At 37.0% G+C, this 26,337-nt stretch carries 24 protein-coding genes and 1 tRNA gene; 12 read left to right on the plus strand and 13 right to left on the minus strand.

The window, feature by feature from the left end; genetic code table 11:
• Nucleotides 1-569: 569 nt before the first annotated feature.
• From G440_RS0104875 to G440_RS20930, 3 genes are all read right to left on the minus strand, one after another.
• Nucleotides 570-1,103 (minus strand): hypothetical protein, encoded by a 534-nt coding sequence (locus tag G440_RS0104875; RefSeq protein WP_157417861.1) that lies wholly within the window; start codon nt 1,101-1,103, stop codon nt 570-572.
• 201 nt (nt 1,104-1,304) lie between these two features.
• Nucleotides 1,305-2,048, minus strand: coding sequence for a hypothetical protein (locus G440_RS0104880; RefSeq protein ID WP_034259037.1), 744 nt, complete (start codon nt 2,046-2,048; stop codon nt 1,305-1,307).
• 90 nt (nt 2,049-2,138) lie between these two features.
• Nucleotides 2,139-2,297 (minus strand): YqaE/Pmp3 family membrane protein, encoded by a 159-nt coding sequence (locus G440_RS20930; protein ID WP_084426593.1) that lies wholly within the window; start codon nt 2,295-2,297, stop codon nt 2,139-2,141.
• 324 nt (nt 2,298-2,621) lie between these two features.
• On the opposite strand from G440_RS20930, the gene lysS reads away from it, so the two are divergent.
• From lysS to G440_RS0104900, 3 genes are all read left to right on the plus strand, one after another.
• The gene (lysS, locus tag G440_RS0104890; protein ID WP_026450278.1) at nt 2,622-4,313 is read left to right on the plus strand and encodes a lysine--tRNA ligase; all 1,692 of its coding nucleotides are present in this window, start codon (nt 2,622-2,624) and stop codon (nt 4,311-4,313) included.
• A 167-nt stretch (nt 4,314-4,480) separates the two neighbouring features.
• Nucleotides 4,481-4,930 carry a hypothetical protein gene (locus tag G440_RS0104895; RefSeq protein WP_026450279.1) on the plus strand — a complete coding sequence of 150 codons (450 nt, stop codon included), beginning with the start codon at nt 4,481-4,483 and terminating at the stop codon, nt 4,928-4,930.
• Nucleotides 4,931-5,022: 92 nt separating this feature from the next.
• Nucleotides 5,023-5,367 (plus strand): hypothetical protein, encoded by a 345-nt coding sequence (locus G440_RS0104900; RefSeq protein WP_026450280.1) that lies wholly within the window; start codon nt 5,023-5,025, stop codon nt 5,365-5,367.
• Nucleotides 5,368-5,456: 89 nt separating this feature from the next.
• Here G440_RS0104900 and hemL read toward each other — a convergent pair whose 3' ends face one another.
• The 6 genes from hemL to G440_RS0104930 form a co-directional block, all read right to left on the minus strand.
• Nucleotides 5,457-6,749: a glutamate-1-semialdehyde 2,1-aminomutase gene (hemL, locus tag G440_RS0104905; RefSeq protein WP_026450281.1), complete on the minus strand. Its 1,293-nt coding sequence runs from the start codon at nt 6,747-6,749 to the stop codon at nt 5,457-5,459.
• Between the two features lie 72 nt (nt 6,750-6,821).
• Nucleotides 6,822-7,658 (minus strand): glucosaminidase domain-containing protein, encoded by an 837-nt coding sequence (locus tag G440_RS0104910; RefSeq protein WP_026450282.1) that lies wholly within the window; start codon nt 7,656-7,658, stop codon nt 6,822-6,824.
• A 1-nt stretch (nt 7,659) separates the two neighbouring features.
• The gene (locus G440_RS0104915; protein ID WP_034259042.1) at nt 7,660-8,580 is read right to left on the minus strand and encodes a 1-aminocyclopropane-1-carboxylate deaminase/D-cysteine desulfhydrase; all 921 of its coding nucleotides are present in this window, start codon (nt 8,578-8,580) and stop codon (nt 7,660-7,662) included.
• Nucleotides 8,581-8,661: 81 nt separating this feature from the next.
• The gene (locus G440_RS0104920; RefSeq protein WP_157417863.1) at nt 8,662-11,001 is read right to left on the minus strand and encodes a hypothetical protein; all 2,340 of its coding nucleotides are present in this window, start codon (nt 10,999-11,001) and stop codon (nt 8,662-8,664) included.
• A gap of 227 nt (nt 11,002-11,228) precedes the next feature.
• Nucleotides 11,229-11,810, minus strand: a complete 582-nt coding sequence (locus tag G440_RS0104925; protein WP_026450285.1) for a ribonuclease HII — start codon at nt 11,808-11,810, stop codon at nt 11,229-11,231.
• Nucleotides 11,811-12,090: 280 nt separating this feature from the next.
• On the minus strand, nt 12,091-12,351 hold the full coding sequence (locus G440_RS0104930; RefSeq protein WP_026450286.1) for a heavy-metal-associated domain-containing protein: 261 nt from the start codon (nt 12,349-12,351) through the stop codon (nt 12,091-12,093).
• A 427-nt stretch (nt 12,352-12,778) separates the two neighbouring features.
• Here G440_RS0104930 and G440_RS0104935 point away from each other — a divergent pair, with 427 nt between their 5' ends.
• Complete coding sequence (locus tag G440_RS0104935) at nt 12,779-14,683, plus strand: putative porin (RefSeq protein ID WP_026450287.1); 1,905 nt, start codon at nt 12,779-12,781, stop codon at nt 14,681-14,683.
• A gap of 147 nt (nt 14,684-14,830) precedes the next feature.
• On the opposite strand, the gene G440_RS0104940 is transcribed toward G440_RS0104935, so the two are convergent.
• Entirely contained in the window at nt 14,831-15,382 is a 552-nt protein-coding gene (locus G440_RS0104940; RefSeq protein ID WP_026450288.1) for a hypothetical protein, read from the minus strand.
• 416 nt (nt 15,383-15,798) lie between these two features.
• Nucleotides 15,799-16,941 (minus strand): acyl-CoA dehydrogenase, encoded by a 1,143-nt coding sequence (locus G440_RS0104945; RefSeq protein WP_026450289.1) that lies wholly within the window; start codon nt 16,939-16,941, stop codon nt 15,799-15,801.
• A gap of 255 nt (nt 16,942-17,196) precedes the next feature.
• Between G440_RS0104945 and G440_RS0104950 the strand changes: the two genes are divergently transcribed.
• The 8 genes from G440_RS0104950 (at nt 17,197) to G440_RS0104990 (ending at nt 25,455) form a co-directional block, all read left to right on the plus strand.
• Nucleotides 17,197-18,258: an anhydro-N-acetylmuramic acid kinase gene (locus G440_RS0104950; RefSeq protein WP_026450290.1), complete on the plus strand. Its 1,062-nt coding sequence runs from the start codon at nt 17,197-17,199 to the stop codon at nt 18,256-18,258.
• Nucleotides 18,259-18,268: 10 nt separating this feature from the next.
• Nucleotides 18,269-19,303 (plus strand): TlpA disulfide reductase family protein, encoded by a 1,035-nt coding sequence (locus G440_RS0104955; RefSeq protein WP_026450291.1) that lies wholly within the window; start codon nt 18,269-18,271, stop codon nt 19,301-19,303.
• A 172-nt stretch (nt 19,304-19,475) separates the two neighbouring features.
• Nucleotides 19,476-20,702 (plus strand): Glu/Leu/Phe/Val dehydrogenase dimerization domain-containing protein, encoded by a 1,227-nt coding sequence (locus G440_RS0104960; RefSeq protein WP_026450292.1) that lies wholly within the window; start codon nt 19,476-19,478, stop codon nt 20,700-20,702.
• Between the two features lie 22 nt (nt 20,703-20,724).
• A complete protein-coding gene (gene nhaD / locus G440_RS0104965) occupies nt 20,725-22,104 on the plus strand; it encodes a sodium:proton antiporter NhaD (protein ID WP_026450293.1) in 1,380 nt (459 codons plus the stop codon).
• Nucleotides 22,105-22,152: 48 nt separating this feature from the next.
• Nucleotides 22,153-22,851 carry a MotA/TolQ/ExbB proton channel family protein gene (locus G440_RS0104970; RefSeq protein WP_026450294.1) on the plus strand — a complete coding sequence of 233 codons (699 nt, stop codon included), beginning with the start codon at nt 22,153-22,155 and terminating at the stop codon, nt 22,849-22,851.
• Nucleotides 22,851-23,243 (plus strand): ExbD/TolR family protein, encoded by a 393-nt coding sequence (locus tag G440_RS0104975; RefSeq protein ID WP_026450295.1) that lies wholly within the window; start codon nt 22,851-22,853, stop codon nt 23,241-23,243. Before G440_RS0104970 ends, G440_RS0104975 begins: the two co-directional genes overlap by 1 nt.
• A 148-nt stretch (nt 23,244-23,391) precedes the next feature.
• Nucleotides 23,392-24,210, plus strand: a complete 819-nt coding sequence (locus tag G440_RS0104985; RefSeq protein ID WP_026450296.1) for an energy transducer TonB — start codon at nt 23,392-23,394, stop codon at nt 24,208-24,210.
• A gap of 27 nt (nt 24,211-24,237) precedes the next feature.
• Nucleotides 24,238-25,455: a bifunctional folylpolyglutamate synthase/dihydrofolate synthase gene (locus tag G440_RS0104990; RefSeq protein WP_026450297.1), complete on the plus strand. Its 1,218-nt coding sequence runs from the start codon at nt 24,238-24,240 to the stop codon at nt 25,453-25,455.
• Between the two features lie 147 nt (nt 25,456-25,602).
• On the opposite strand, the gene G440_RS0104995 is transcribed toward G440_RS0104990, so the two are convergent.
• Nucleotides 25,603-25,854: a GIY-YIG nuclease family protein gene (locus tag G440_RS0104995; protein WP_026450298.1), complete on the minus strand. Its 252-nt coding sequence runs from the start codon at nt 25,852-25,854 to the stop codon at nt 25,603-25,605.
• 40 nt (nt 25,855-25,894) lie between these two features.
• Nucleotides 25,895-25,972 (minus strand) — tRNA-Val (locus G440_RS0105000).
• Between the last annotated feature and the right edge of the window lie 365 nt (nt 25,973-26,337).

Genomic DNA, 26,337 nt, shown 5'->3' on the forward strand with positions numbered 1-26,337 from the left:
GAATTTGGAAATAGTAGTAATTAAACTAAGACTCTTTTTCTCTGTGCAACTTTGCGTTTCTTTTTGATCCTCTGTGGAATAGCTGTAACCCGCTGGTTCTAGCGTCCTGCTCGTGTTTTCTAGGAAAACAAAAACCATACTGTAACTAACTATAAAATGAGGATGCCCTAAAAGAACAATTTATCATAACATAAGACAATGTCTTGCGCATGCGTAACCAATCTAAAATTAGCCCTATACAGCAATGGTAGCCGTTCCATAACATAGTTTATTATGACGCCCTTTCAGGGCTTTGGATGTTTAAGGTTTTCCCGTCATCGAGCGTTGCTCGATGTTAAGTTATTACGCTCTTTCAGGGCGAATTTATTATTTGCTTTTCAGATGTAGATTCTATTGACTTTGTAACATAGGTTATTAGTAGCATAATAATAAAATCAGGAACTTGCCAACAGAACTCGGCTGAACTTTCCGGGAGCAATGACTGCTTTGTATTCTTGACTCTATTCATTGAAGTTTTTAATCTGAGATTTTTACTTCGACTACCGACTACCGACTACCGATTAAAAACTTTACAGTTTCGTCGTCTCCCTAATATGCGAAATCACCTGAGTAGATTTTCCGGTATTGAATTTAAGGTCGAACATAATTCCTTGAGCGGTTTTTTCAACCAAAAGTTTTCCATTGATAACAGGAAAATAACCTGCATCCCTGCAGAAACAATGTTTTCCATAAAGTAAGCCCACATCACTCAAAGCGGCATTTTCCTTACTTAAATTTTTTACGCCTTCTGGGATTTCAAAATGGATGGTTTCGGTATAATCTGCATCGGCAACTCCTTCGGGTGCTGGTTTGTGATACGTGTACTCGATTACGGTGTTGTTTCCATCTACTAGATCGGGATAAAACGCACCAGTGCCATCATCTTTTACGGTCAGATTTTTATTCTGATGCACAACAACGCTACAGTTACCATCGTCTGGACAGCCGGATGATTTATTATCAATTTGTTCCATACTTGTGTTTTCTGAAGAAATTACTGTGTCCGTCTGTGTTTTACAGGCGTTGATCATTAAAAGAGGGATTAAAAAAAACAATGCTTTCATATATTTTATTTTTTGTGATTTGGGCTTCGATACTAACTTCTGTTTGCGTAGCAAACAGAAATTCACCTTCCAGAAAAAAAGGCAGGCAGGCTCAGCCACATCAATATTGGTTAATTAATTTATTTTAAACTATACAGGCCCTAGCAAAGGTGGCTGAGTGTCCGCCTCGGCGGATGTATCGAAGCCAACATCGAGCAATTATTAATGTTCTAACTCCACCTCCAAATCCAATACATCAGGATCTTTGAAATACTCAATAAAAGGTTTTTTCAAGGTTAAAGTTTTTTTGTCTGCGGAAAAAGTGGCGTCCGGATTGGATGTTGTTTTAATTTTCTTCGGAAACGTATATTTCAAAGTATAATACGATCCGCCCATAAATGCTGCGGCTTGTTGCATGCTATCCACTTGTTGCTGGTGCTGCTTTTCATCTTTAATATAAGCATCTCTTTTGAAAATACCTTTCTCGAAGGAATAATTTACGCCAATGATTTCTGGAGTATCTTTGTCTTTGCTAATGCCTTCTGGCTCGGCATCTTTGTTTGGGGCCATTTTGCTAGCTTGTTCCAGCCCATTCATAATATCGTTTGCCTCATTAACGGATTTAAAATTGGTAGAGATATCATAAAGCATTTCAGAGTTTTCCGTATTCATTTTTACGTGAATATTGAAGTTTTCCAGCTTCTTTAATTTCTCTTGTTCGGTTTTGGAAAGTTTGGAGATACTGTCTTTTTTCTCTTCCAAAAATTGTTTGATGTAAATCATGGTATCCACTTTTACCTGAGCTGTGTCCATCATCGCTGCACCACCAAATGCCATCATTTCGCTCAAGTTGACTTCAACGGACATAGAGCCACTGCCATCTTCGTTTAAAACCATGGTTTCATTAAATTGGCAACTAACTACGGAAAGAGCGACTGCGAATAAAAAAAGTAATTTCAGTTTCATCTGTATAAAATATTTGAGAAATAGGAAGATGGAATGCCCCAATATTCATCTTCAGTTGGTTTACAATTTGTTAACGGGCATTTCATACAATTAACTTTTAGGGTTGTTTAAAATGATTAGTGCAGCAATCACGCCAGGAATCCAACCACAGACGGTAAGTATTAAAACGATTAATACAGATCCACAGCCTTTGCCAATAACAGCAAGCGGTGGAAATAAAATTGCAAGCAGGACTCTCCAAAAACTCATATGCAACAAATCTACAATTAATATTTTTTATTTGAGGTTTTGTTATTTGGATTGCTTTGCTAATTGATTCATAAACGGAAATCCAAACACAAAAATTAAAAATAAATTCTCCGAGAACTTTGTGCCTCCAGTGTGTCTTTTGTGTTTAAGCCTTTAGTTGCGCTGATATTTATTTATAAATAAAATAGTATCTCGGATCCGGTTTTCAATATCTCTTATCTTTCTTCTCTAATTTCCAGATTCCCCAGTTATGATTTAGCACACCATTTGCCTATCTTTGCACCCGCCAGCCAGAGGCTGGAATTTATTTTTTATACATACTATATGCAACTTACTGAACTGGAAATCATCCGAAGAGAAAAACTCAATCAACTGCGTGAACGCGGTATCAATCCATATCCTGCAGATTTTTATCCTGTAAATATCACTTCAAAAAAGATAAAGGAGAATTTTAAGGAAGGGGAGAAAGTAGTGGTTGCAGGAAGATTAATGTCACGACGTATTCAAGGTTCAGCTTCTTTTGCGGAGCTTCAGGATGCTGATGGTCGGATTCAGGTATATTTTAACCGGGATGAAATATGTCCTGGCGAAGACAAAAGCCATTACAACGATGTTTACAAAAAATTACTCGACATCGGTGATTTTATCGGTATTGAAGGGGAACTTTTCAATACTCAAGTAGGTGAAAAAACCATTATGGTGAAGAGTTTTACTCTCTTAAGTAAAGCCTTAAAACCATTGCCACAACCGCGCGTTGATGCCGAAGGGAAAGTTCACGACGCCTTTACAGATCCGGAACAACGCTACCGTCAACGCTATGCAGATTTGGTAGTGAATCCGCACGTCAAGGAAATATTTATAAAGCGCACCAAGCTTTACAATGCCATGCGCACTTTCTTTAACGAACGTGGGTATTTTGAAGTAGAAACTCCAGTTTTACAACCGATTCCCGGAGGTGCTGCGGCGCGACCATTTATAACACATCACAATTCGCTTGACATCCCTTTGTATATGCGAATAGCCAATGAATTATACCTAAAAAGGTTGATCGTTGGTGGATTTGACGGTGTTTATGAATTTTCTAAAAACTTCCGAAACGAAGGAATGGACCGCACCCACAATCCTGAGTTTACGGCTATGGAAATTTATGTTTCCTACAAAGACTACAACTGGATGATGGATTTCTGTGAGCAATTGCTGGAATTCTGTGCTATTGAAGTAAATGGAACCTCAAAATCTACTTTTGGAAAACACGAAATAGATTTCAAGGCGCCTTATCCTAGAGTGACCATGGCGGAATCTATCCAACACTTCACAGGTTTTGACATTACTGGAAAAACAGAAGACGAAATTCGTAAAGCTGCTTTGGATATGAAAATCCCTGTAGATGAAACTATGGGGAAAGGAAAATTGATTGATGAAATTTTCGGCGAAAAGTGTGAGGGCAATTACATTCAGCCTACTTTCATTACAGATTATCCGAAGGAAATGAGTCCGTTGTGCAAGGAACACCGCGATAATCCTGAACTTACCGAACGTTTCGAATTGATGGTTTGTGGGAAGGAAATAGCAAATGCCTACAGCGAATTGAATGACCCCATTGACCAACGGGAACGTTTTGAAGCCCAATTGAAACTGGCGGATAGGGGAGACGATGAAGCAACTGCATTTATTGATTACGATTTTTTACGTGCATTGGAGTACGGTATGCCGCCAACAAGCGGAATGGGTATAGGGATGGACAGATTAATAATGTACCTAACCAACAATCCTTCTATTCAGGAAGTGCTTTTCTTCCCACAGATGCGCCCTGAAAAGAAAAAAGTGGAAATGACGGAAGATGAAAAAACAGTCTATCAACTTTTAAAAGTTAAATCTCCTGTTGCATTGGTAGAGCTAAAAACCGATAGTGGTTTAAGCAATAAAAAATGGGATAGGGCAATAAAGGGATTGACTAAAAACAAAATAGCTAAAGTTGAAAAAACGGATACTGATTTGATGGTTTCGATAATTTAAAAACTAGTATATTTTAACTATATATAGGAGGTTTCAGCAATGGAATCTCCTTTTTTTATGCTGAATAATTCCTTAACTCTGAGAGCATATTTTTTTTATAATCAGTTTCTTTAAACTATATGGAGATTTGTTGGTCATACCTATGTCGAACATTTAAAAAACATATAATGAAAAACCTAATAATAATTTTTATGGCACTTGCCACTTTTGCCGTAAACGCTCAAGACAAGAATTTAGAGAAAAAAGCGCATCGCAAGGAAATGAAATCGAACCTCACACCGGAGCAACGCGTTGATTTAAAGGTGAAAAAAATGACGTCTAGCCTAGATCTTACTACAGATCAACAAGCAAAAATGAAACAACTTTTTCTTGAAAAAAGAAATGAACGATCTGGAATGTACAAGAACAGAAAAGAAATGACAGATGCGCAAAAAGATGAAGCCAAAAAAGCGATGCTTGACCGAAGAATTACATTTAAAAACCAAATGAAGGATATCTTAACCGAAGAGCAAATAACAAAATGGAAAGATATGAAAAGTGAAAGACACAGCGTAAAACGCAATAAAGATCATAGAGGAAAGGCTAGAATGAGCCATAAAAATAGGCTTCAAGATTAAAAATGTCATAAATTCTAAGTTTCTGGCTTAGTTATTGTCTCTATTATGATAGAATTAGTTACATTAGTAACTTTAAATCAAAACCTAAAACAATGAAAAAAATAGTAACAGTTTTTGTCTTCGCGATAACAATGATTCTAGGCGTGCAAACAAGTTCAGCCCAACAATTATCGCAAGATAATAGTAGACCAGAAGTAATTGCAAAAGCCGAAACCGCTAAACTTACCGAAACTCTTGACCTAAATGGCGATCAGAGCCGTACAATTTTTAGAGCTCTTGTAGCAAAAGAAGTTGGTTATCAAAAAAGTGTGCAAGGTAAAGACGCAAAAAGTGCTGCTGTTTCTTCCGAAAAGAAAAAATTGGATGATCAGTTAAGCGCTACTATGAAAAAAACCTTAACAGCTGATCAATACGCTGAATGGCTTAAAAACGAATAATTAGTGATTAATTATAATTAAATAAAGCCCTTTCCATATTTTTGGAAAGGGCTTTATTTTAGTTTATGCTTATAAGATCTATCCTTACTTTAATCCAAAGTCTTTGCTACTTTTTTACAAGCTGCAATAGTAGCGTCTAAATCCTCGTAGCTAAGTGCTTCACAGATAAACCAAGTTTCATAAGCACTAGGTGCAATATAGATTCCCTCGTTAAGCAAACCGTGAAAGAACTTCTTAAAATAATTATTGCTAGCCGCTTCTGCAGCAGAGGTGAAGTCGATAACTGGTTTTTCGGAAAAATGCACTGAAATCATTGAACCAATACGATTGATTGTAAACTTGACATTTTCTGAAGTCAAGGCTTCGTGCAGTCCTTTATGTAAATATTCTGTTTTCTTGTTTATTGAATTGAAAATCTCATGGTTTTCATTTAATTCCTTCAGCATTGCCAATCCAGCGGCCATCGCCAAAGGATTTCCGCTTAGGGTTCCAGCTTGATAAACTGGACCAATGGGCGCCAAATAATCCATGATCTCGGTGCGTGCTGCAAAAGCGCCAACGGGTAATCCACCGCCAATTACCTTTCCAAAGGTTACAATATCCGCTTTCACACCAGATAGTTCTTGAACGCCTCCCGCAGCGAGTCTAAACCCTGTCATTACTTCGTCAAAAATTAGAAGGATATCATTTTCATCACAAAGTTTTCGAAGACCTTCCAAAAATCCATTTGCAGGGGGAATACATCCCATATTTCCGGCTACAGGTTCTAGAATGACGCAGGCTATTTCGCCTTTATTAGCAGTGATAACTTGTTCTACGTTCTCCAAATCATTGAAAACCGCCATTAGGGTGTCTTTTGCTGTACCTTCAGTAACGCCAGGACTGTTGGGAGTTCCAAAAGTTACGGCGCCACTTCCCGCTTGAATTAGAAAGGAATCGCTATGGCCGTGATAGCAGCCAGCAAATTTTATAATTTTATCTTTTCCTGTAAACCCACGTGCAAGTCGCACGGCACTCATACAAGCTTCGGTGCCACTATTCACAAAACGGATTTTATCAATATTGGGAACCATAGAAACTGCTAAGTCTGCAATTTCGGTTTCAATTTCCGTGGGCATTCCAAAGGAAGTTCCTTTTTGGGCTTTTTCTACAACTGCATTTACCACGGGCTGATGGGCATGGCCTAAAATCATGGGCCCCCAAGAATTTATATAATCTATAAATTTATTGCCATCAACATCATACAAATAGGCTCCTTTTGCTTTTTCAACAAAAATTGGGGTGCCGCCAACCGCTTTAAAAGCGCGAACAGGTGAATTAACCCCCCCCGGAATAACTTTTTGTGCTTCTGTAAATAGGGCGCTGCTTCTTTGGTACTTCATGATATTATTTCAAAAATTAAACTATTTGTTTCTATGCTACGAAATATTGATTCGGAGATTACTCTCTATCCGTTACCGATTTTTCACTGGATGGAGGTATAAAACTTGTCCGATGGATATTTCATTTCCTCTAAGTCCGTTGTACTTTTTAAGTGTCTCCACGGTAAGGTTGAACCTGCGAGAAATATTGTAAAGGGTATCGCCAGCTCGAACCGAATAGGTTCCTATTTTGGAATCATCAGGAGCTGTTCTGCCCAACTTTGTGCCTAAAACCTCATGGTCGTATTCATGCAGATTGTATCGTTCTATAATGCTAATTAGTTTTTCGGGATATCTGGGGTCGGTTGCATAACCTGCCTTCCGCAAGCCTTTTGCCCAACCTTTATAATCGTCTTTCCGAAGTTTAAATAGAGATGCATAACGACTTCGTTGCGATAAAAATAAAGAGTGATCTCTATAAGAATACTTTGGGTCGTTGTATTTTCTAAAACATTCTCCCTTTTCATCGTCGTCGTGATAGGCTCTGTCTCCTTCCCAACCGGTATGACATTTTATGCCAAAATGATTGTTGGCTTTTCGAGTAAGTTCTCCAGCGCCAGCTCCACTTTCCAAGATCCCTTGGGCCAGGGTAATACTGGCAGGAATTCCATACTGAAGCATTTCTTCCTTGGAAATGGTAGCGTATTCATTGATGTAATTTGCCACGCGTTGGTTGTAGGAAATATTTACGGGAACATCAACAACAGATGGTTCTTCGGCCTTGGTATTCTTTTCATTAACGGTTTTTTTCACTCTAACAACACGTTCGGTTTTATGTTTTTTTCGGTGTTTGGAAGCGGTTTTTTTAGATTTACAACTACTGAAACAAATAGTGCAAACAAGAAGAAGCGTTAGTATTCTGGTAATCATTCTATTTAATTATAGGTAGGTTTTTCTTTTTCAATTTTTGGTTCATTCCATCAACTCCTTGCAAGCCTCCAGTATGAATCGCGAAAATACGGCTATTTTCTTTGAAATGCCCCTTTTTTAGGAGATCCATGATGCCGTATAACATCTTTCCAGTATAGACTGGATCTAATGGAATATTGGTTTTTTCCTTAAATTCATTTATAAAACGAACTAAATCCATATCTATTTTACCATAACCTCCAAAACAATAAGAATCGGTGATTTCAAAGTTCGTTTTTGAAGTGTATTTCTGTATTTCTGAAGTCTGAAAACTGCCTTTTAATGCGGAAAATCCCAATACTTTTTGACTTTCATTTGAAGCTTTTACCAAGCCCGCCATCGTACCTCCAGTGCCCACAGGAACACAGATATAGTCGAAGGAATTTCCTTTTGGTAAAATTTCCTCGCACCCTTTTACGGCTAGTGCGTTAGTTCCACCTTCGCGAATTAGATAGAAATCATCAAATTGTTCTTTTAAATGATTTTTATATTTGGAAGTGTCTTTTAGTCTGTAGACTTCGCGCGTAACAAATTGCAAGTGCATTCCACATTTCCTTGCAAAAGAAAGGGTTGCGTTTTCGGAGATTTTCGAAATCAGTTCTTCCCCACGAATAATTCCTATAGTTTTCAAATTCAACTCCTTTCCCGCGGCGGCAACCGCGGCAATATGGTTTGAAAATGCACCCCCAAAAGTGAGCAGTGTGTTGTATTTTTGCTCTTTTGCTTCAATTAGATTGTATTTCAGTTTCCTAAATTTATTTCCAGAAACAAAAGGGTGAATAAGATCTTCGCGGCGTATAAAGAGCGAGTATCCCGTTATACCGAATTTATTTAAATTTATTTCTTCCGTAATTATTTTGGAGCTGGGGAGAAGGTATTCCATACTTGAAAAATTATTCAATAAAATCTTCTTCTGGTTAAATTTTAAGGAAGGTATGTATCTCTTGCGAATTATGGTTTGTTTTTAAAAAGAATACATTAAAACGCTATCGTTTTCGCCTCTCACAATAAGATTTATTGTTTTTCCACCTTCTAAAAATGCTTCGGAAGTCCCATAAACGGGAAACCCATTTAGAAGAGCTCCATTTTCATCAAAAACATAAACCTTTTTCTCCTGTGTCTCTGTTATTGTCACGTACACATTTCTGTTCATGCTGAACAACTGTGGTTTTGTGTACATCCCTAACGGAAGCTCAGCTAATTTACCGTCAATTCGCAATAAATTATTGTCTAGAGTCGCTTTTGTATTTCCTTCCATTGCAAACCAGTAATTACCGCCAACGTTCAATTTTATCGAAGACACTTGTCCACTTTGTGAAATCTGTTCCTTGGTATTTTCTTTGGTGATCACTACAAAATTATTACCTTCTTCGGTAATGGGAATATCAGAAAAATGGAAGCTTGTTGAAACAGAAATCCTAGGTTTTCCAACCCTGCTTAGGATATTGAGTTTTCCGCTTTTCTCTGCAATTACAATATAGTCCTTATTGCCCATTCTAATATGTACAGGCGATTGTACAATGGTGCTTTTAGCCTTGTTAAAGCCGAAACCTTTTACGACTTTCGCATGCTTATCATACATTAAAACCTCTTTGTTCTGAACCACAATAAAACGATAGTTTCTGTTGCCGTCATAGTCGAAAACTGAAAGTGGCTGCGTTACTTCGTCTTTAAATTTTATAGGGAAAGAACTTGCATCCTTTCCATTGCGGTCTAATAGGTAAAAAGCGTCTTTCGTTGTAAATGCAATATGTTTGCTTCCTGAGATTTCTACATCTTCAACTTTACCCAAAATGGCGGCACCCAGGTTTTTTGTCCATAGAATTTTTCCACCTGCGGAAATAAAATAGAGCTTATTGCTTATGTCCTGAACTACCACATTTGTGCTGCCATTATTAGTTTCAATAATTTGTGGATGGCCTAGAATGGTGTTTTCTAGTTTCAAATTGAATTTTTCCGAAACCTTCCCTGAAATACTTTTTACACTGGCACCAGACTCTTTAATGCTGAGTGTTATATGTGCAAAATTTCTATCATAACTTAGCTGTAGCGCTGCCAAAGGAAATTTTTCAAGAGAAATATTCTTAAAGTCTTTTTGGCTTGTCGCATCAAAAATCCCTGAGATGGTTTCTGAAAAATCGCCGTGCATCTTAAAAATCAATAGGGAAGAATCCGTGCTTAAATCACTTGCGGCATTTTGAAAATAAGGAGTATTTTTTAAGGTGTTGTTATTTTGAAAGTCACTGATGATTTGTTTTGCGGTGATTTCATTTTCAGTAAAAACGAAAAAGTTTTCAAGTTGAACTAAAAAGTTTGCTTTTTTCGAGCTTATAAAGGGAGAAAAAGTTTTTTCAAATAATTCTGGCTCACTAAAACTGCTGATTTTAATTTCACGGAAAGAATCTACTGCCGAAAGATATCGTGCCAAAGCATCTCCAGTCATCAGTGGATCGATACTTTTGATAAAAACGGCACTTTCGTTTTTAAGCTGAATGGATCCAACTTCGCTTATGGAACCAAAAATTCCAGTGGTTTCAATATTTTCTTTTTCGCCTCTAAATTTTCTTAGATTTCGTTGAAATTTTTCGGCATCATTAAAAGTAAAACTTATCGCACCCACAGCATCTGTTGGCACTAATTCGGAAAAATTATTTTGTTGTGGAACTTGATCTTTAAAAACATTGAGTAATTGCGGAATGGTATCGGTTGCCAAGGTAATTCCAGTTGCGGTCAAGGCTTCAGGAGCAATGTTGAAATCCAAAGCACTCCATGAAGTGAAATTTATTTTTGTAGAATCGTTTTTTGCAACTTTATTTCCACGAACCAATACGATAAATTCACTAGTAGTAGGTAAATTAAAGACTTTGGAAAAAGTGGCTTCTCTTTCGGTTTTTCTATTTAAAATATCAAGTAGCAATTCTTGGGAAGAGGAGGCAATAAAAACACTGTCAATTAATGCAGAGTAGGTTGTTTCATCGTTAATGGTAAGCCTTTGGAAGCTTTGTTCGTCGATTTTTAAGGTTTCAATAGTTTTATTTTTAATTGAATCTACCTGAAAAAGATTTTTGGTGTGTTTTGAAATGAAGGTATAGGCCGAAACTGAATCGTTGATCTTATTGATACACAGAAGGCTTTCAGATTCAGGGTGGAAGTTTTTTAGCAAGCCCGCCTTTTCGGTAAAAAAGGAATAGGGAGCGGTTTTTTTAAATTTTGACAAGAGTGAATTATTGGCAATATCTGCCTGTAAATTTTCAAAATTAGAAATCTTAAAAACCACTTCTGGGTTTTGAGGAATATAATCCATCAAAGTTCCCGTTTTTGGAGGTGTTTGATCACAACTCGTCAAAATTCCGAAGCACAGCGGTACGAAAAGTAAAACCGTGAATAACTTCCTGCTAAAATTTCCCATAGCGCAAAAATAACAAGTAAAAGTAATGATATGGTGAAATCTATAAATAGTTTATTGACGGGTTGTCAACAGTAATCCCCTGCCAGCCTCCCCAAAGGGGAGGAGCTTGTTCCCTACTGAAATTAGGGGGATAATAACTTAAAACTTTTCCTGTGAAAAATGCTTGCGCCGTGAATTCGGATGGCCTCGCGATGTTCTTTGGTGGGATAGCCTTTGTTTTGCTTCCAATTATAGTGAGGAAATTTTTCGTGAAGTTTGGTCATATATTCATCCCGATAGGTTTTCGCCAAAATGGATGCGGCAGCAATATGAAGGTACTTCCCATCGCCTTTTACCACACATTCAAACGGTGTTTTTTTAAATGGCTTAAAGCGATTGCCATCAACGGCGATAAATTCTGGAGCGCTTGAAAGCCCTTTTATGGAACGGTGCATTCCCAAAATGGAAGCGTTGAGGATATTGATTTTGTCAATTTCGCCCATCATAACGTGCACAACTTTAAAGCAGACCGCTTCACGCTCTATGATATCTTTTAATTCGAGTCGTTTTTTCTCTGAAAGTTGTTTGCTATCAGTTAAAAATGGATGTTGAAAATTGTCAGGAAGAATTACTGCCGCAGCAGTAACTGGTCCAGCCAAACATCCACGCCCCGCTTCATCAGTGCCGCATTCTAGGAGACTTTGATTTATTTTTAGTTGAAGCATCTTAAGGTTGCAAATTATAAAAATGAAGAACAATTGGAGTTAAAGTGGCAAATGTAAAAATTTCTAGACTTCGATACAAATTTCAGTTTTGCTGCGCGCACTGAAATTCACCTGCCAGAGAAAAAGGCAGGCAGGCTCAGCCAACTTGAAGTCGTCCTTGTTTTTTTATTTTAGTTTAGATACAAATTTCAGTTTCGCTGCGCAAACTGAATTATATCTGCCAGAGAAAAAGGCAAGCAGTTTTGGAATTTGGAGTTTGGAGTTTGTTGTTTGATTTAAGTTATAAATGAAAAAGAGTTTTGGGCAAAACATGGAATCCCTCTTCGTGAACTGCTGCCTCCACTTCAGTTACATTAACAAAAGCCGAAGTAAGTACGGTGATTTCTCGAGGAAAGATTTCATTGTTCAGTAATACATCACTGACTCCCTCTATTCTTAAGACAGCCTTTTTAATTTGTTCCAGTTCACTTTGATCTTTAGCATTTGTCTCGAAGATTTTTCCGTGATCTCCAGGAATAACATTTTCTGATATTATATTCAAAATTATATGTTTTTAGTTTTTATTGGTATGATAGGAATAAGTTGAAAGATACTGAATAATTTCTACAGAAATAAATCGAAATAACTGTTTTAACTTTTTATTTAACTTTGCTTTATCCACTTTATGTACACTCAAAGAGAACTATGGCAGGAGAATCCCTTGTCATTCATAATGATGATTACTGAGAAAATACGATAGCTCGGATCAGTAGGTTGAATGTTTACAATAAAAGTACATTGGTTTGTGATTTGGAATTTCATTGCCATTCTGAATTCCTTAAATTTTAGAACTAGTCATTTGAATTTTATTTGTTTTTTGGAGCTTGTAGTTTGGAATTTATTTAAAGTTGATATCTTATGATTTGGAATTTTACAGCCGATGGATTAAACCAAAAAAAATATACCTTTGCTGCAAAGTTTTCCTAAGAATGAAAAAAACACTTTTGCTATTCCTTTTTATCTGTGCCTCGGCAACTGTGTTTTCACAAACTCCTTCCACTAGAACAGAAGGGGAGACCACAAAAAAGGAGAAACCGCCAATTGATTTATACAAGATTATTTCGGCAGCACGTGATACTACCTTTGTGGACACGACACTTTCCATTCAGAAAAAGTATAAATTCAATTACCTGAGAAAGGATAACTTTGAATTGCTCCAATTTTCCAATGTTGGACAGACCTATAATTCATTGGCTTATTCGTTTGATAAATTGAACTTAAAGCCGCTTTTTGCTGCACAATCACATCATTTCAATTATAAGGAAATAGAAGATATAAATTATTATAACGTTCCCACGCCGCTAACGGAATTGTATTTTAAGACCGCTTATAACCAAGGGCAACAGCTTGATGCTTTTTTTACGGTGAATACTTCGCCTCAATTCAATTTCTCTCTTGGGTATAAAGGAGTGCGTTCCTTGGGAAAATATCAACATATTTTAACCAGTACTGGGAATTTCCTTTTCACCTCCAACTACCACACAAAAAATAAACGCTATACTGCCCGTGTACACGTTGCAGCCCAAGATAATTATAATCAAGAAAACGGTGGATTGACAGAAAATTCATTAAAGCTTTTTATAAATGATGATCCTGAATTTAGCGACCGTGGAAGACTGGATGTAAATTTTGAAGATGCTGAAAACAAATTGGAAGGTCTTCGTTTTTATGGGGATCATTATTATGAATTGCTCAGCAACCGCGATAGCACTGGATATTCTGTATTGACCATTGGTAACGTATTGAGTTATGAAGACAAGTTTTTTCGATATAATCAAAAAACCCCTTTTGAAGATTATGGGCCTTCTTACGAATCGTCAAATTTGGCCACAAAAACTAAATTGGAAGATTTCAACGTCAAGGCTTATGCAGATTTTGATAATTCGCTAATTGGAAAAATAACCGCTTGGGCCGGTTACACCGATTTTAACTATGGTTATAATTCGGTTTTAGAATTGGATGAAGAAAGAATTCCGAATAGAATAAAAGGAAACATCATTGAGGCCGGAGCCGCTTATGAAAAGGAATATCGCGGTTTTAAACTCTTCGGAAAAGGAGCAATAAATGTTGCTGGAGATTTTGATGGAAATTATATTCAAGGTGCCGCTTCCTATGATTTGAATGATGATTACAGTGCAAAAGCTTCCATAACTGTTCATTCTGTGGCGCCAAACTTCAACTTTCTTTTATACCAGAGCGATTATCAAAATTACAACTGGAAAACCGAATTGACCAATGAAAAAACACAGGAACTGAAGTTTGAGATCAACACCAAAAAATTTGGAAATGCTTCTGTAAGTTATACCGGAATTGATGACTATGTCTATTTTGGAATAAAGGCTGACGAAAGTACGCCTTCCCCAATGCAAGCTTCGGAACGGGTTAATTATCTGAAAGTAAAAGCTGAAAAGGAATTTACTTTTGGACCTTTTGCTTTAGATAATACGCTAATGTACCAACAGGTTTTAGGTGGTGAATCGGTTTTTAATGTACCACAATTAATAACCCGAAATTCGCTTTACTTTCAGGATCATTTATTTAAGCGCGCTTTGTTTTTGCAGACCGGAGTAACTTTTAAGTACTTTACTGAATATAATATGAATGCTTATGATCCAGTGCTTGCAGAATTCTATGTGCAAAACGATCAGAAATTAGGCGGTTTTCCGTTAGTTGATGTTTTCTTAAATGCAAAGATACGGCAGACACGGATTTTCTTTGTCTATGAAAATATCACGACCCTATTTGGTGGAAAAAACGAGCATTTTGCTGCTCCCGGATATCCGTACCGAGATGCTGTTTTGCGGTTTGGTTTGGTGTGGAATTTCTTTTTATAGCTTCGATACAATTTTTTATTTTTTTGTTTTACAAAAAAAATAAGAAATCACTCAGCTACCTTAAACTCTCCTTTGGATGATTGTTGATTTTAAAACAAAAAAAGTCCCGCACTTTCGTGCAGGACTTTGAGTTAATTCTAATTTGATTTATAACGATGGATCTAGTTTAGCATCAAACTTCATTTTCAATTTAATGTTTAAATTGACCGCGTCTTGAGTACTTTTAAATTTAATCACCAATTTTAAAGTTTCAGATTTAGCATATTCATCTATATATAAATCATCAATCGTGTTTAAGTCTAGGTTCGTAACTTCCGTAGGTACGTTATCTATAGTAGCAACTTCTTTATAAGGTAAATCGTCAGTTTTAATTCCTAGAGTAACTGAGTCGAGAAAATCAAAATTATCTTGATCGTCTGCGCTTACTAAGTCTATTACCATATCGTCCAATTCAATCTCTTTTACTTGATTTAAAACTTCATCAGTTCCCAGCTCATCTTCAATTAATTGGCGCAAGTCTAAGCTTTTTTCTACAGGAATTTCAAATATGTTGATAGGTAAATAATCAATGCTCAAATCTGCATTAGCTGGAATGTCATTAAGCGTTCTTAAACGATCAATTACATCATCATCGCTGCTACAAGAGCTAAATAAAATTGTAATTAAAACTACGGGTAAAAATAAAAATTTCTTTTTCATATTGAGGTTTTTTGTTTGTCCAAAGAAACTAAGAACCAAAGGAACCTAATCTCAAATAAGCGTTAATACTTAGACTAAACTTGCTAAAATTTGCTTAAAAGCAAGCGTTGACTCTATGCTTCAGAACTTTTATTTGGTTAATAATTCGCATAAAAAAACCCTCGAAAGATTCAAGGGTTTGTTGGGATTTATGATAGTTTAAATTGAAAAGATCAATCCAGCAATTTTATAGAGTGATTCGAATTCTACAAAGACAAGATTAAAAATTTTTAGCCTAATCTAAGGTAGTTGAGTGATTTTCATTCGCTAAAAAGCGAATGAAAATTGTACCGAAACCAAATTTTAAATAAAAATATGAATTAAAGGTAGTTGAGTGATTTTCATTTGCCCAAAGGCAAATGAAAATTGTACCGAAACTAGTCTCTCAAAAGTCCTCTAGAAATTACGATTTTCTGTATTTCTGAAGTTCCTTCGTAAATCTGGGTAATTTTTGCATCGCGCATCAGACGCTCTACGTGATATTCTTTTACGTAGCCATTTCCGCCGTGAACCTGCACTGCTTCAATCGACACATCCATTGCAGTTTGCGAGGCAAATAATTTCGCCATCGCACCACTCATATCATAGTCGTTGCCGTTGTCTTTGTCCCAAGCTGCTTTCATAACCAAATGACGCGCAGCGGTAATTGAAGTGTGCATGTCGGCCAATTTGAAAGCAATAGCTTGATGGTTGCAAATTTCTGTTCCGAAAGCTTTTCGCACTTTAGAATATTCGCGAGCTAAGTCATAAGCGCCAGCGGCAATTCCCAATGCTTGTGCAGCGATACCAATACGACCGCCAGAAAGAGTTTTCATAGCAAATTTAAATCCAAAACCATCTTCGCCAATTCTGTTTTCCTTTGGAACTCTTACGTCATTAAATATCAAGGAATGTGTGTCGCTTCCGCGGATTCCTAATTTATCTTCTTTTGGACCAATTTCAAAACCTTTCCAGCCTTTTTCAACAATAAAAGCGTTGATGCCTTTGTGTTTCTTTTCTTTATGTGTTTGCGCGATTACCAAATAATAATCTGCAGAGCCTCCGTTGGTAATCCAGTTTTTCGTACCGTTTAAAATGTAGTGATCGCCGTCTTCAGTTGCAGTAGTTTTTTGTGAAGTTGCATCACTACCAGCTTCGGGTTCGCTCAAACAAAATGCACCCAATTTTTCGCCAGTGGCTAGTTTTGTTAGATACTTCTGTTTTTGATCTTCATTTCCATATTTTTCAAGGCCATAACACACCAAAGAGTTGTTAACTGAAACAATCACAGAGCACGAAGCATCAACCTTACTCAATTCCTCCATCACTAAAACGTAGCTCATCGTGTCCATTCCACCACCACCGTATTTTGGGTCAACCATCATTCCCAAGAAACCGAGCTCGCCCATTTTCTTGACTTGTTCGGTAGGGAATTTTTGAAGATTATCACGTTCTATAACGCCCGGAAGTAATTCGGTACGTGCAAAATCGCGAGCGGCGTCGCGAATCATTAACTGTTCTTCGGATAGACTGAAATCCATAGGCTTTTTATAAGTAAAAATTGTGTTTTTATAGGAAAAGGCAAAGATACTGATAAAAAGCAAATTCCAAAAAACAAAGAAGTGCCAAATTCCAAAACCCAAAAAGGACAAATTTTTTGTTTGAGGTTTACTTGCCTACCGGCAGGTTTGGAATTTGGAGCTTGTAATTTGGAATTTATTTAAAATTTGGGTCTTGTAATTTGGAGTTTTTAACTTCATCCTTGGTATCTTTAAATTTCAAACAGAATTGAAAATTTGAAAAAAGAAACATATCATATTATTGGCGTAATGAGTGGCACTTCGTTGGACGGAATCGATTTGGCGGAAATAGTTTTTAATTATACTGATGAGAAATGGAGTTTTGAAATTCAGGCAGCTGAAACTGTTCCGTATTCTTCCTATTGGAAAGATAAATTACGAGATGGTATAAATTATTCCGAGGGAAAATTGGAACGGCTCGATTTTAAATACACCGAAAAGCTTTCGGAAGAAATTTTGAAATTTATAAGAGAACATAATATTCAGGAGATTGATGCTATCTGTAGTCATGGCCATACTATTCTGCATCAACCCGAAAAAGGCTTTACCTATCAAATAGGGAATTTGCCACGCATCTCGAAAATTCTTGGCCGAACTGTTATTTGCGATTTTCGAACGCAAGATGTAGCGCTTGGCGGACAGGGTGCGCCTTTGGTCCCCATTGGTGATAAGCTACTTTTTCCGGAATACGACTATTGTTTAAACTTAGGTGGTTTTGCAAATTGTTCCTTTGAAAAAAATGGCGAACGAATCGCTTTCGATATCTGTCCCGCAAATATCGTTTTAAACGAATATTCAGAAAGACTGGGGAAAGATTTTGATGAAGGTGGGAAATTGGCAGCTTCCGGAAACATCAATACACCACTACTAAATCAATTAAATGCACTTTCTTTTTATGCAGAAAAACCTCCCAAATCTCTAGGGCTGGAATGGGTTAAGCGGGCTGTTTATCCACTATTGGATGGTTTCGATATTTCTTCCGAAGATGTTTTAAGAACCTTTACAGAGCATATTGCAGTACAACTTTCCAAGCAGTTTTCGGCAAATTCTTTGGTTTTGATAACAGGTGGAGGTGTGTATAATTCTTATTTGATTGAAAGGTTGAAAAACCTGACATCGATTGAGGTGGTTATTCCTACTTCAAATATTGTAGAATACAAGGAAGCTTTAATTTTTGGACTCCTAGGGGTTTTAAAACTACGTGATGAGGTGAATTGCTTGGCTAGTGTAACTGGCGCTTCAGCAGATCATTCTTCTGGGAAAATATTTTCACTTTGAGATATAGTAAATGAAAAACATAATATTTTATAGTTTCTATTTAATCATTTCTTTACTAAGTTGTCAGGTAAAAGACAAGAGCTTCCTATTGAATGGGGAAATTAAAGGGAATTATTCTGGATATTTATTTTTGGAATATGACAAAATCATAGACAGCTGCTTGATTAAGGATAAGAAATTTCATTTTCAGGGGAAAGTCAATCGGCCAACTTCCGCATTTCTTTATGCTGAAGGATTCTCCGCAAACGACCGAAATTTTTATATTGAAAATACCGAGATGATTGTAAATGTATCATTCGAAAAAAGAAAGATTCAAAAATATGAATTAAATCATGTTTCAATTGATACGGTTATTGGGACAAAAACCTCGAAACTTTTTTATGATTTTGAAAAGTTCAAAGATCAAAATTCTATGAAGTCGAATTGGAATGAAATGTTCTATTCCAAGCTATCAGATATTTTTACAAAGAATCCTAATAGTGATTATGCAGAGAGTATATTGAAGGAATCTACTTTTGATACGATTTTAAAACCACAACAATTAAAAGATTTATATGAAAAACTCGACATTAAAAATAGGGACGCGCGAGATAATAGAAGACTGGAACGTATTATCTTTCCTGAAAGATTCCTAAATGTGGGTGATGCTATTAAAGATTTTGAGTTGCCAAATCAATTGGATTCTATTGTAAATACCAAAGATTTTAGGGGAACATATTTATTAATAGACTTTTGGGCTTCTTGGTGTAAACCTTGCCGAGAGCTGTTTCCAGAATTAAAACAAATTGCAACTAAATATAAAGAAGAAGGTTTTAGAGTTTTAGGCGTTTCAATAGATGATGATAAAGAAAAATGGATAAATGCTATTAAAACTGATAGTTTAATCTGGGTAAATGTAATTGATGGAGGTGCTTTAAATGATGATGTAGAAAATGAATATGGAATATTTTCAGTACCGAGTAATTTATTAATTGATCCCAAGGGTAAAATTGTAAAGAAGAATATTTCTCTTGATAAATTGGAAACAAAACTTCGTGAAATATAGCTCCCATAATTTTTTATTCAAAATAAATATAAACCCTAAACAAGTTTTCTATATTTGCCTTAGTTTTTTAGAGCTTTAGCGAAAAAAGATGATTATTATCCGAAGCTTTGACAAAGGACAGTATAAAACACCTCGGCATTAGCCAAAGAAAATTTTAATTCTCCAGATATTAATGAAAGAACTGCTTAAAAAGTACGAAGAAAAAGAGCCTGAAATAGTTTTCCATTGGAATGATCCTGAAACAGATGCCGAAGGTTGGACCGTAATCAACTCCCTTCGTGGTGGTGCAGCTGGTGGTGGTACTAGAATGCGAAAAGGACTTGATATGAATGAAGTGCTTTCTTTGGCAAAGACCATGGAGGTGAAATTTTCAGTTTCCGGACCTGCCATTGGCGGTGCTAAATCTGGAATTAATTTTGATCCATCCGATCCTCGTAAAAATGGGGTTTTGGAAAGATGGTTTAAAGCGGTTGCCCCTTTGCTTAAAGGTTATTATGGTACAGGTGGCGATATGAATGTGGACGAAATTCACGAAGTGATTCCTTTCACCGAGCAGGTTGGTATCTGGCATCCGCAAGAAGGTGTTTTTAATGGACACTTTATCCCAACGGAAGCAGATAAAATTAACAGAATTGGTCAGTTGCGCCATGGAGTTATAAAGATTTTGGAAAGCCCTCAATATTGTCCAGATATAACTAGAAGTTATAGAGTGGCAGACATGGTTACTGGTTTTGGAGTTGCAGAGGCTGTGAAACACTATTACGATATTTACGGTGGAAGTGTTAAAGGAAAACGCGCGGTAGTCCAAGGATTTGGAAACGTAGGTTCTGCAGCAGCTTATTATCTTTCGCAGATGGGCGCTAAGATCGTGGGGATTATTGACCGCGATGGCGGTATCATCAATAAGGATGGTTTTTCCTTTGAGGAAATTAAACAACTCTTTCTAAATAAAGATGGGAATACATTGGTGGCTGATAATATGATTTCTTTTGAAGAGATCAATAAAGAAATCTGGAAATTGGATATGGAGATCTTCGCTCCCTGTGCCGCATCAAGATTGGTTACGCAAGACCAGATTTCCGAAATGATAGATCACGGACTTGAAGTGATAAGTTGTGGCGCAAATGTGCCTTTTGCCGATAAAGAAATTTTCTTTGGGTCTATTATGGAATATACCGATGAACGCATTAGTTTAATTCCAGACTTTATAAGTAATTGTGGTATGGCGAGAGTTTTTGCTTATTTCATGGAACGCAAAGTGCAAATGACCGATGAAGCGATTTTTAATGATGTTTCAATGACCATCAAAAACGCTATTCAAAATACATATAATAATAATAGTTCTAAAATAAATATAAGTAAGACCGCTTTCGAAATTGCCCTGAAGCAATTGTTATAAACCATAATAACCAACCTCGAGTATGGCATCAATAGTTATTTTAATTTTCGTAATTGGATATTTATCCATCACCCTGGAACATCCTCTAAAATTGGATAAAACTGTGCCAGCGCTTATCATGGCTTCTTTAATTTGGGCTGTTCTGGCCATTGGTTTTACAAGTGGATGGTTTGATATAATCAATACTGAAGAACATGCTTTTAACTTTCTTTCTGGAGGAGAGGCTGCCATGGAAGGTTTTGAAGGAACCCTCCTGCATCATTTAGGGAAAACCTCCGAAATATTGATATTCCTGATAGGAGCGATGACCATTGTTGAGATAATTGACCTTCATCGAGGTTTTGAAGTATTGAAAAGTGCCGTTAAAACCAAGAGTAAACGAAAACTTTTATGGATAATTGGGATACTTGCCTTTTGTCTTTCTGCAATTATAGATAACCTTACCGCAACTATAGTATTGATTACTCTTTTGAGAAAACTCATCTATAAAAGAGAAGATCGAATTTGGTATGCAGCCATGGTTGTGATTGCCGCAAACGCGGGTGGTGCTTGGTCTCCTATTGGAGATGTAACGACCACAATGCTTTGGATTGCTAAGAAATTAAGTGCAGCAGGATTGATTGAATTCGTTGTTCTGCCTTCTATTGTATGTTTTGTAGTTCCATTTTTAATTGCTAGTTATTTACCTCCGTTTAAAGGCAAAATTGAAGTAGATACTAATGAGGAGAATACTGAAGGCGCTCTTTTAAGCAGTAAAACGATGCTCTTTTTGGGTCTGGGAATGATAGTTTCTGTGCCAATTTTTAAAACCTTGACCCATTTGCCACCCTATATGGGAATGATGCTGGCCTTGGGTGTGGTTTGGTTAGTTTCTGAATATATACATCCAGAGGAAGATTTTAGCAAAGAAAGAAGGCATTTATATTCTGCACATAAAGCATTATCACGTATTGAGATTTCCAGTATTCTCTTTTTCCTCGGAATTTTGATGGCCGTTGCAGGGCTTGAGTCCTTGGTTTACGGAGTTATTGACGGAGAACAAGTGGGAACGCTTCGTTATGTTGCGGAACTACTTCAAAATGCAATTCCCAACCAAGATGTTGTAATTCTATTACTGGGGGTGTTATCTGCAATTATAGATAACGTGCCTTTGGTTGCGGCTTCCATGGGGATGTATGATCTGCCAATGGATTCCGTGCTTTGGCACTTTATAGCTTACTCTGCTGGAACGGGTGGAAGTATGCTTATTATTGGTTCTGCTGCTGGCGTTGCTGCTATGGGAATGGAGCGAATTGACTTTATCTGGTATCTTAAAAAAATCACCTGGCTCGCCTTTATTGGCTTTATTGCAGGGGCTGGAGTGTTTCTTTTATTTGAGAGGGTACTATTTCACCATGCCTAACAATTTCTGAAACCTATTCACGTTATCCACTAAAACAAAACAATTTTTATGCTAAACTTCTTTATTCAAGAAGGTGCTGAAGTAGCACAAGATCTTGAACCTATTGCCGAAGAAAAAACCCTGTCTATTATGGACCTTCTTTTAAATGGAGGCGTGGCAGGCCAAATTATTATCGGAGTGCTTTTTGTGCTTTTATTTGTTGCAGTTTATATCTATTTTGAGCGGCTTTTTGCTATAAAGGCAGCTTCCCATCTGGACGGCAATTTTATGAAACAGATTAAGGATAATGTAGCTTCAGGTAATATTCAAGCAGCAAAAGTATTATGCGCGCAGAGTAATACGCCCGTTTCGCATTTAACTGAAAAGGGAATTTCAAGAATTGGAAGCCCGCTGGAAGATATAAATACTGCAATTGAAAATGCAGGCAAGCTTGAAGTTTACAAATTGGAAAAAAATGTTAGTGTTTTGGCAACAATCGCCGGGGCAGCACCTATGATTGGTTTCTTGGGAACCGTAATTGGGATGGTCTTGGCATTTCACCAACTCGCTACCAGCAGCGGTCAAGCTGAAATGGGAACCCTTGCCGAAGGTATCTATACCGCAATGACCACTACGGTTGCGGGATTAATAGTAGGTATTATTGCCTATATGGGCTATAATCACCTCGTGGTAAGAACCGATAAAGTGGTGCATCAAATGGAAGCCACGGCTGTAGATTTCCTTGACATGTTAAACGAGCCTACTTAATGAATTTACGAGGAAGAAATAAAGTTAGCGCTGAATTCAGCATGAGCTCTATGACGGATATTGTGTTTCTGTTATTGGTGTTTTTTCTGCTTACTTCACCTGCTATTACACCAGACGCATTAGATTTGATACTTCCGAAGGCAAAAGGAAAAACTTCTAACGTACAGAAAGCCTCTGTTAGTATAACAAAAGATGGGGCATATTATGTAGATAAGGAAAGAGTTAGTGAATACAGCATTGAAAAAGAACTTAAAAAGGTGCTCGTTGGGCAAGAAGAGCCTACGATAATATTACGTGCCGAAGAAGGAGTTCCAATTGAAGACGCTGTTTTTGTTATGGATATCGCAAATAGGAATAAATATAAAGTAGTTCTTGCCGTTAGACCAAATTAAGTAGCAGTTACCAGTTGCGGTAGGCAGTTTGCTTTCTTAATGAAATCTTTTAATTTTTTTCTAAAATCAATTGGGAAAATAATTTCCATTGAGAATCAACTATCCAGAATTTTGAATTTAAATCTCGTTTACGGAGCGAAGTCGAAGTATGAAATTTTTAAACACAGAACATGAGCGCAAGAGTATGATCATCACGGTAATCGTGCATTTGGTCATTCTAATTCTCTTGTTTTATGTGGGTATGAAGTATCTCGATCCACCAATTGAGCAAGGAATTGCAGTCAATTTTGGCACTACGGAGACTGGTAGTGGTACTATTCAGCCTACAGAAAAAATACAATCTGCACCAAAAGAAGCAACTCCTGAACCCGTTTCACAGCCCAAAGCTGAGATTAAGGAAGAGGTGGTAACTCAAGATAATGAAGAAGCACCTGTAATAAAAAAGGAGAAGCCTAAAAAGGAGCAAAAGGAAACACCTGTAAAAAAAGAACCTAAAAAAGAAGTAAAAAAGCCAGATCCTAAGCCCGATAAAACAACAACAGATGCACTTTCGAGTATTCTGAATGGCCCAAAAAGCGATGGTACTGCAAAAGGGGGTGAAGGCGACGATAAAAAACCTGGAGATAAAGGAAGTCCTGATGGTGATCCAAATGCCAGCAGCTATTATGGCACAGGTCAAGGTTTAGATGGCGATGGTAATTATTTGCTCGGTGGTAGAAAAGCACTAAATAAAGAAAAGTTTGTGCAAGAATGCAACGAAGCGGGAATTGTTGTGGTGAGTATTGAAGTAGACCGAAATGGTAAAGTGATTAATGCGACACCAGGAGTGCGTGGTACCACAAATAACGCCAGATGTCTTACTGACCCTGCAAGACGTGCCGCCATGGCAACAAAATTTAATGCGGACGATAAAGCTCCTGCAAAACAGATTGGCAAAATTATATACAAATTCAGTCTTTCTGAGTAATTTTGCAATTCATTAAACTTCACTTCTATCAATTATCCAGAAACCATAGCGTGGCTTTTTGCACAGTTACCCATGTACCAAAGAGTGGGACAATCCGCCTATAAAGCAGATCTTTCTGCCACAACAAATCTTGCCAACTATTTAAAAAACCCTGAAAATAACTTTAAAAGTGTTCACGTTGCTGGCACCAATGGAAAAGGCAGTACCAGCCATATGTTAGCTTCCGTGTTTCAGGAAGCGGGTTATAAAACTGGACTTTATACTTCTCCGCATTTAAAGGATTTTCGTGAACGAATAAAGATTAATGGCGAAATGATTCCAGAAAAAGCTGTTTCTGAATTCGTAGCAATGCACAAACCATTTTTTGAAAGCAATCAGGTTTCATTTTTCGAAATGACCGTAGGATTGGCATTCGATTTTTTCAGAAAAGAAAAAGTGGATATTGCGATTATTGAAGTTGGAATGGGAGGAAGGTTGGACAGCACCAATATTATAACTCCAGAAGTATCTGTAATCACAAATATTGGCTTGGACCACACGCAATTTTTAGGAGATACTTTAGAAAAGGTTGCCGCAGAAAAAGCTGGTATTATAAAAGAAAAGGTTCCCGTTGTTATCGGTGAATCATTACCGGAAACCAAAATTGTTTTTGAACGGATTGCTTCGGAAAGCAATGCGCCTATAACTTTTGCTGAAAATTTCGATGCAAGTTGTTATACTACAGATTTAAAGGGAATTTATCAGCAAAGGAACTTAAAAACCGTTTTGGCGACGCTGAATATCCTTCAAAAGAAAGATTGGAACATTTCCGAAGAAAACATGAATAAAGGCTTGCTGAATACCGTAAGAAATACTGGTTTAATGGGGCGTTGGCAGGTTTTAAGAACAAAGCCTAAAGTAGTTTGCGATACAGGTCATAACAAAGAGGGATTGCGCTTGGTTATGGAGCAAATAAGCAAAGAAGCGTATAAGACGCTGCATATTGTTTTAGGCGTTGTAAGCGATAAGGATTTAGCTTCCATTCTACCTTTGTTTCCAACAGACGCGATCTATTATTTCTGTAAGCCAAATATTCCACGTGGTTTGGACGCGTCACTTTTATTTTCCCAGGCCAGAGGATTTGGCTTGGTAGGTGATGACTATATTTCGGTGCTAAGCGCTTATAATGCGGCTGTAGATGCAGCCTCTGTAGATGATCTTGTGTTTGTTGGAGGAAGTACTTTTGTAGTAGCAGAAGTGCTTTAAACAAGATTTTATAAAATAAAAAAACCGAAGTTTTCACTTCGGTTTTTAAAAACTGGTGGGCGATGAGAGCCTGTTCCGAATTAACTTCGGAAGGTTCGAACCCCCGACCCTCCCGAAGTTAATTCGGGATGCTCTGTACCAAGTTAGCTATAACTGTGAATGTATCAATTTCTCAAGCATTATCCGACTCTTCCATTTTTTCATTTGCGTTTCGCGCTTTCTAGCCTCCATTTTTGTTTCAAATATTTCGGAATATTTGAGTTCCCAATCCTTGGCTTTGGCAGTAAACCCCTTATGTTTCCACAAATGCTCCTTGAGCCGTGTTGAAACATTTTCGGTTGACCCAATATAGTATCTATTGAGTTTGGCGGAATATAGGATGTAAGTGTAATAATTCATAATAAAAAAACCGAAGTTTTCACTTCGGTTTTTTAAAAACTGGTGGGCGATGAGGGGTTCGAACCCCCGACCCCCTCGGTGTAAACGAGGTGCTCTGAACCAGCTGAGCTAATCGCCCTTCTTGTTAGCGGTTGCAAAGATAGGTTACTTTTTAATTTCACCAAACATTTATTTGAAATATTTAATTAAAAATTACTGTTGTATAGTTGAAGTTTTCGCGACTTCCTAAAAATCAGGCCAATAAAGACTTTGATGCATTTGGCTTATTAACAACTCTACTTTTCATTTTATTTAAATACAAAGCAAAATTATCGGAAGGGAGGCTCAATTTGAATTTTAATAGCTGAATGTTCAGTGTTTTACACTTTATTCCTATAGATTTAGCAGACTCTTGGTTCTTTTACGAAGCGGTCTTTTATCTTTTCTCGGATAATACTGATTAAAAATAGATTTGCCTAGTTTATAAAAGTGTCAAATGCATTA

It is taken from the genome of Aequorivita capsosiphonis DSM 23843 (assembly GCF_000429125.1).
GTDB classification, from domain to species: Bacteria; Bacteroidota; Bacteroidia; order Flavobacteriales; family Flavobacteriaceae; genus Aequorivita; species Aequorivita capsosiphonis.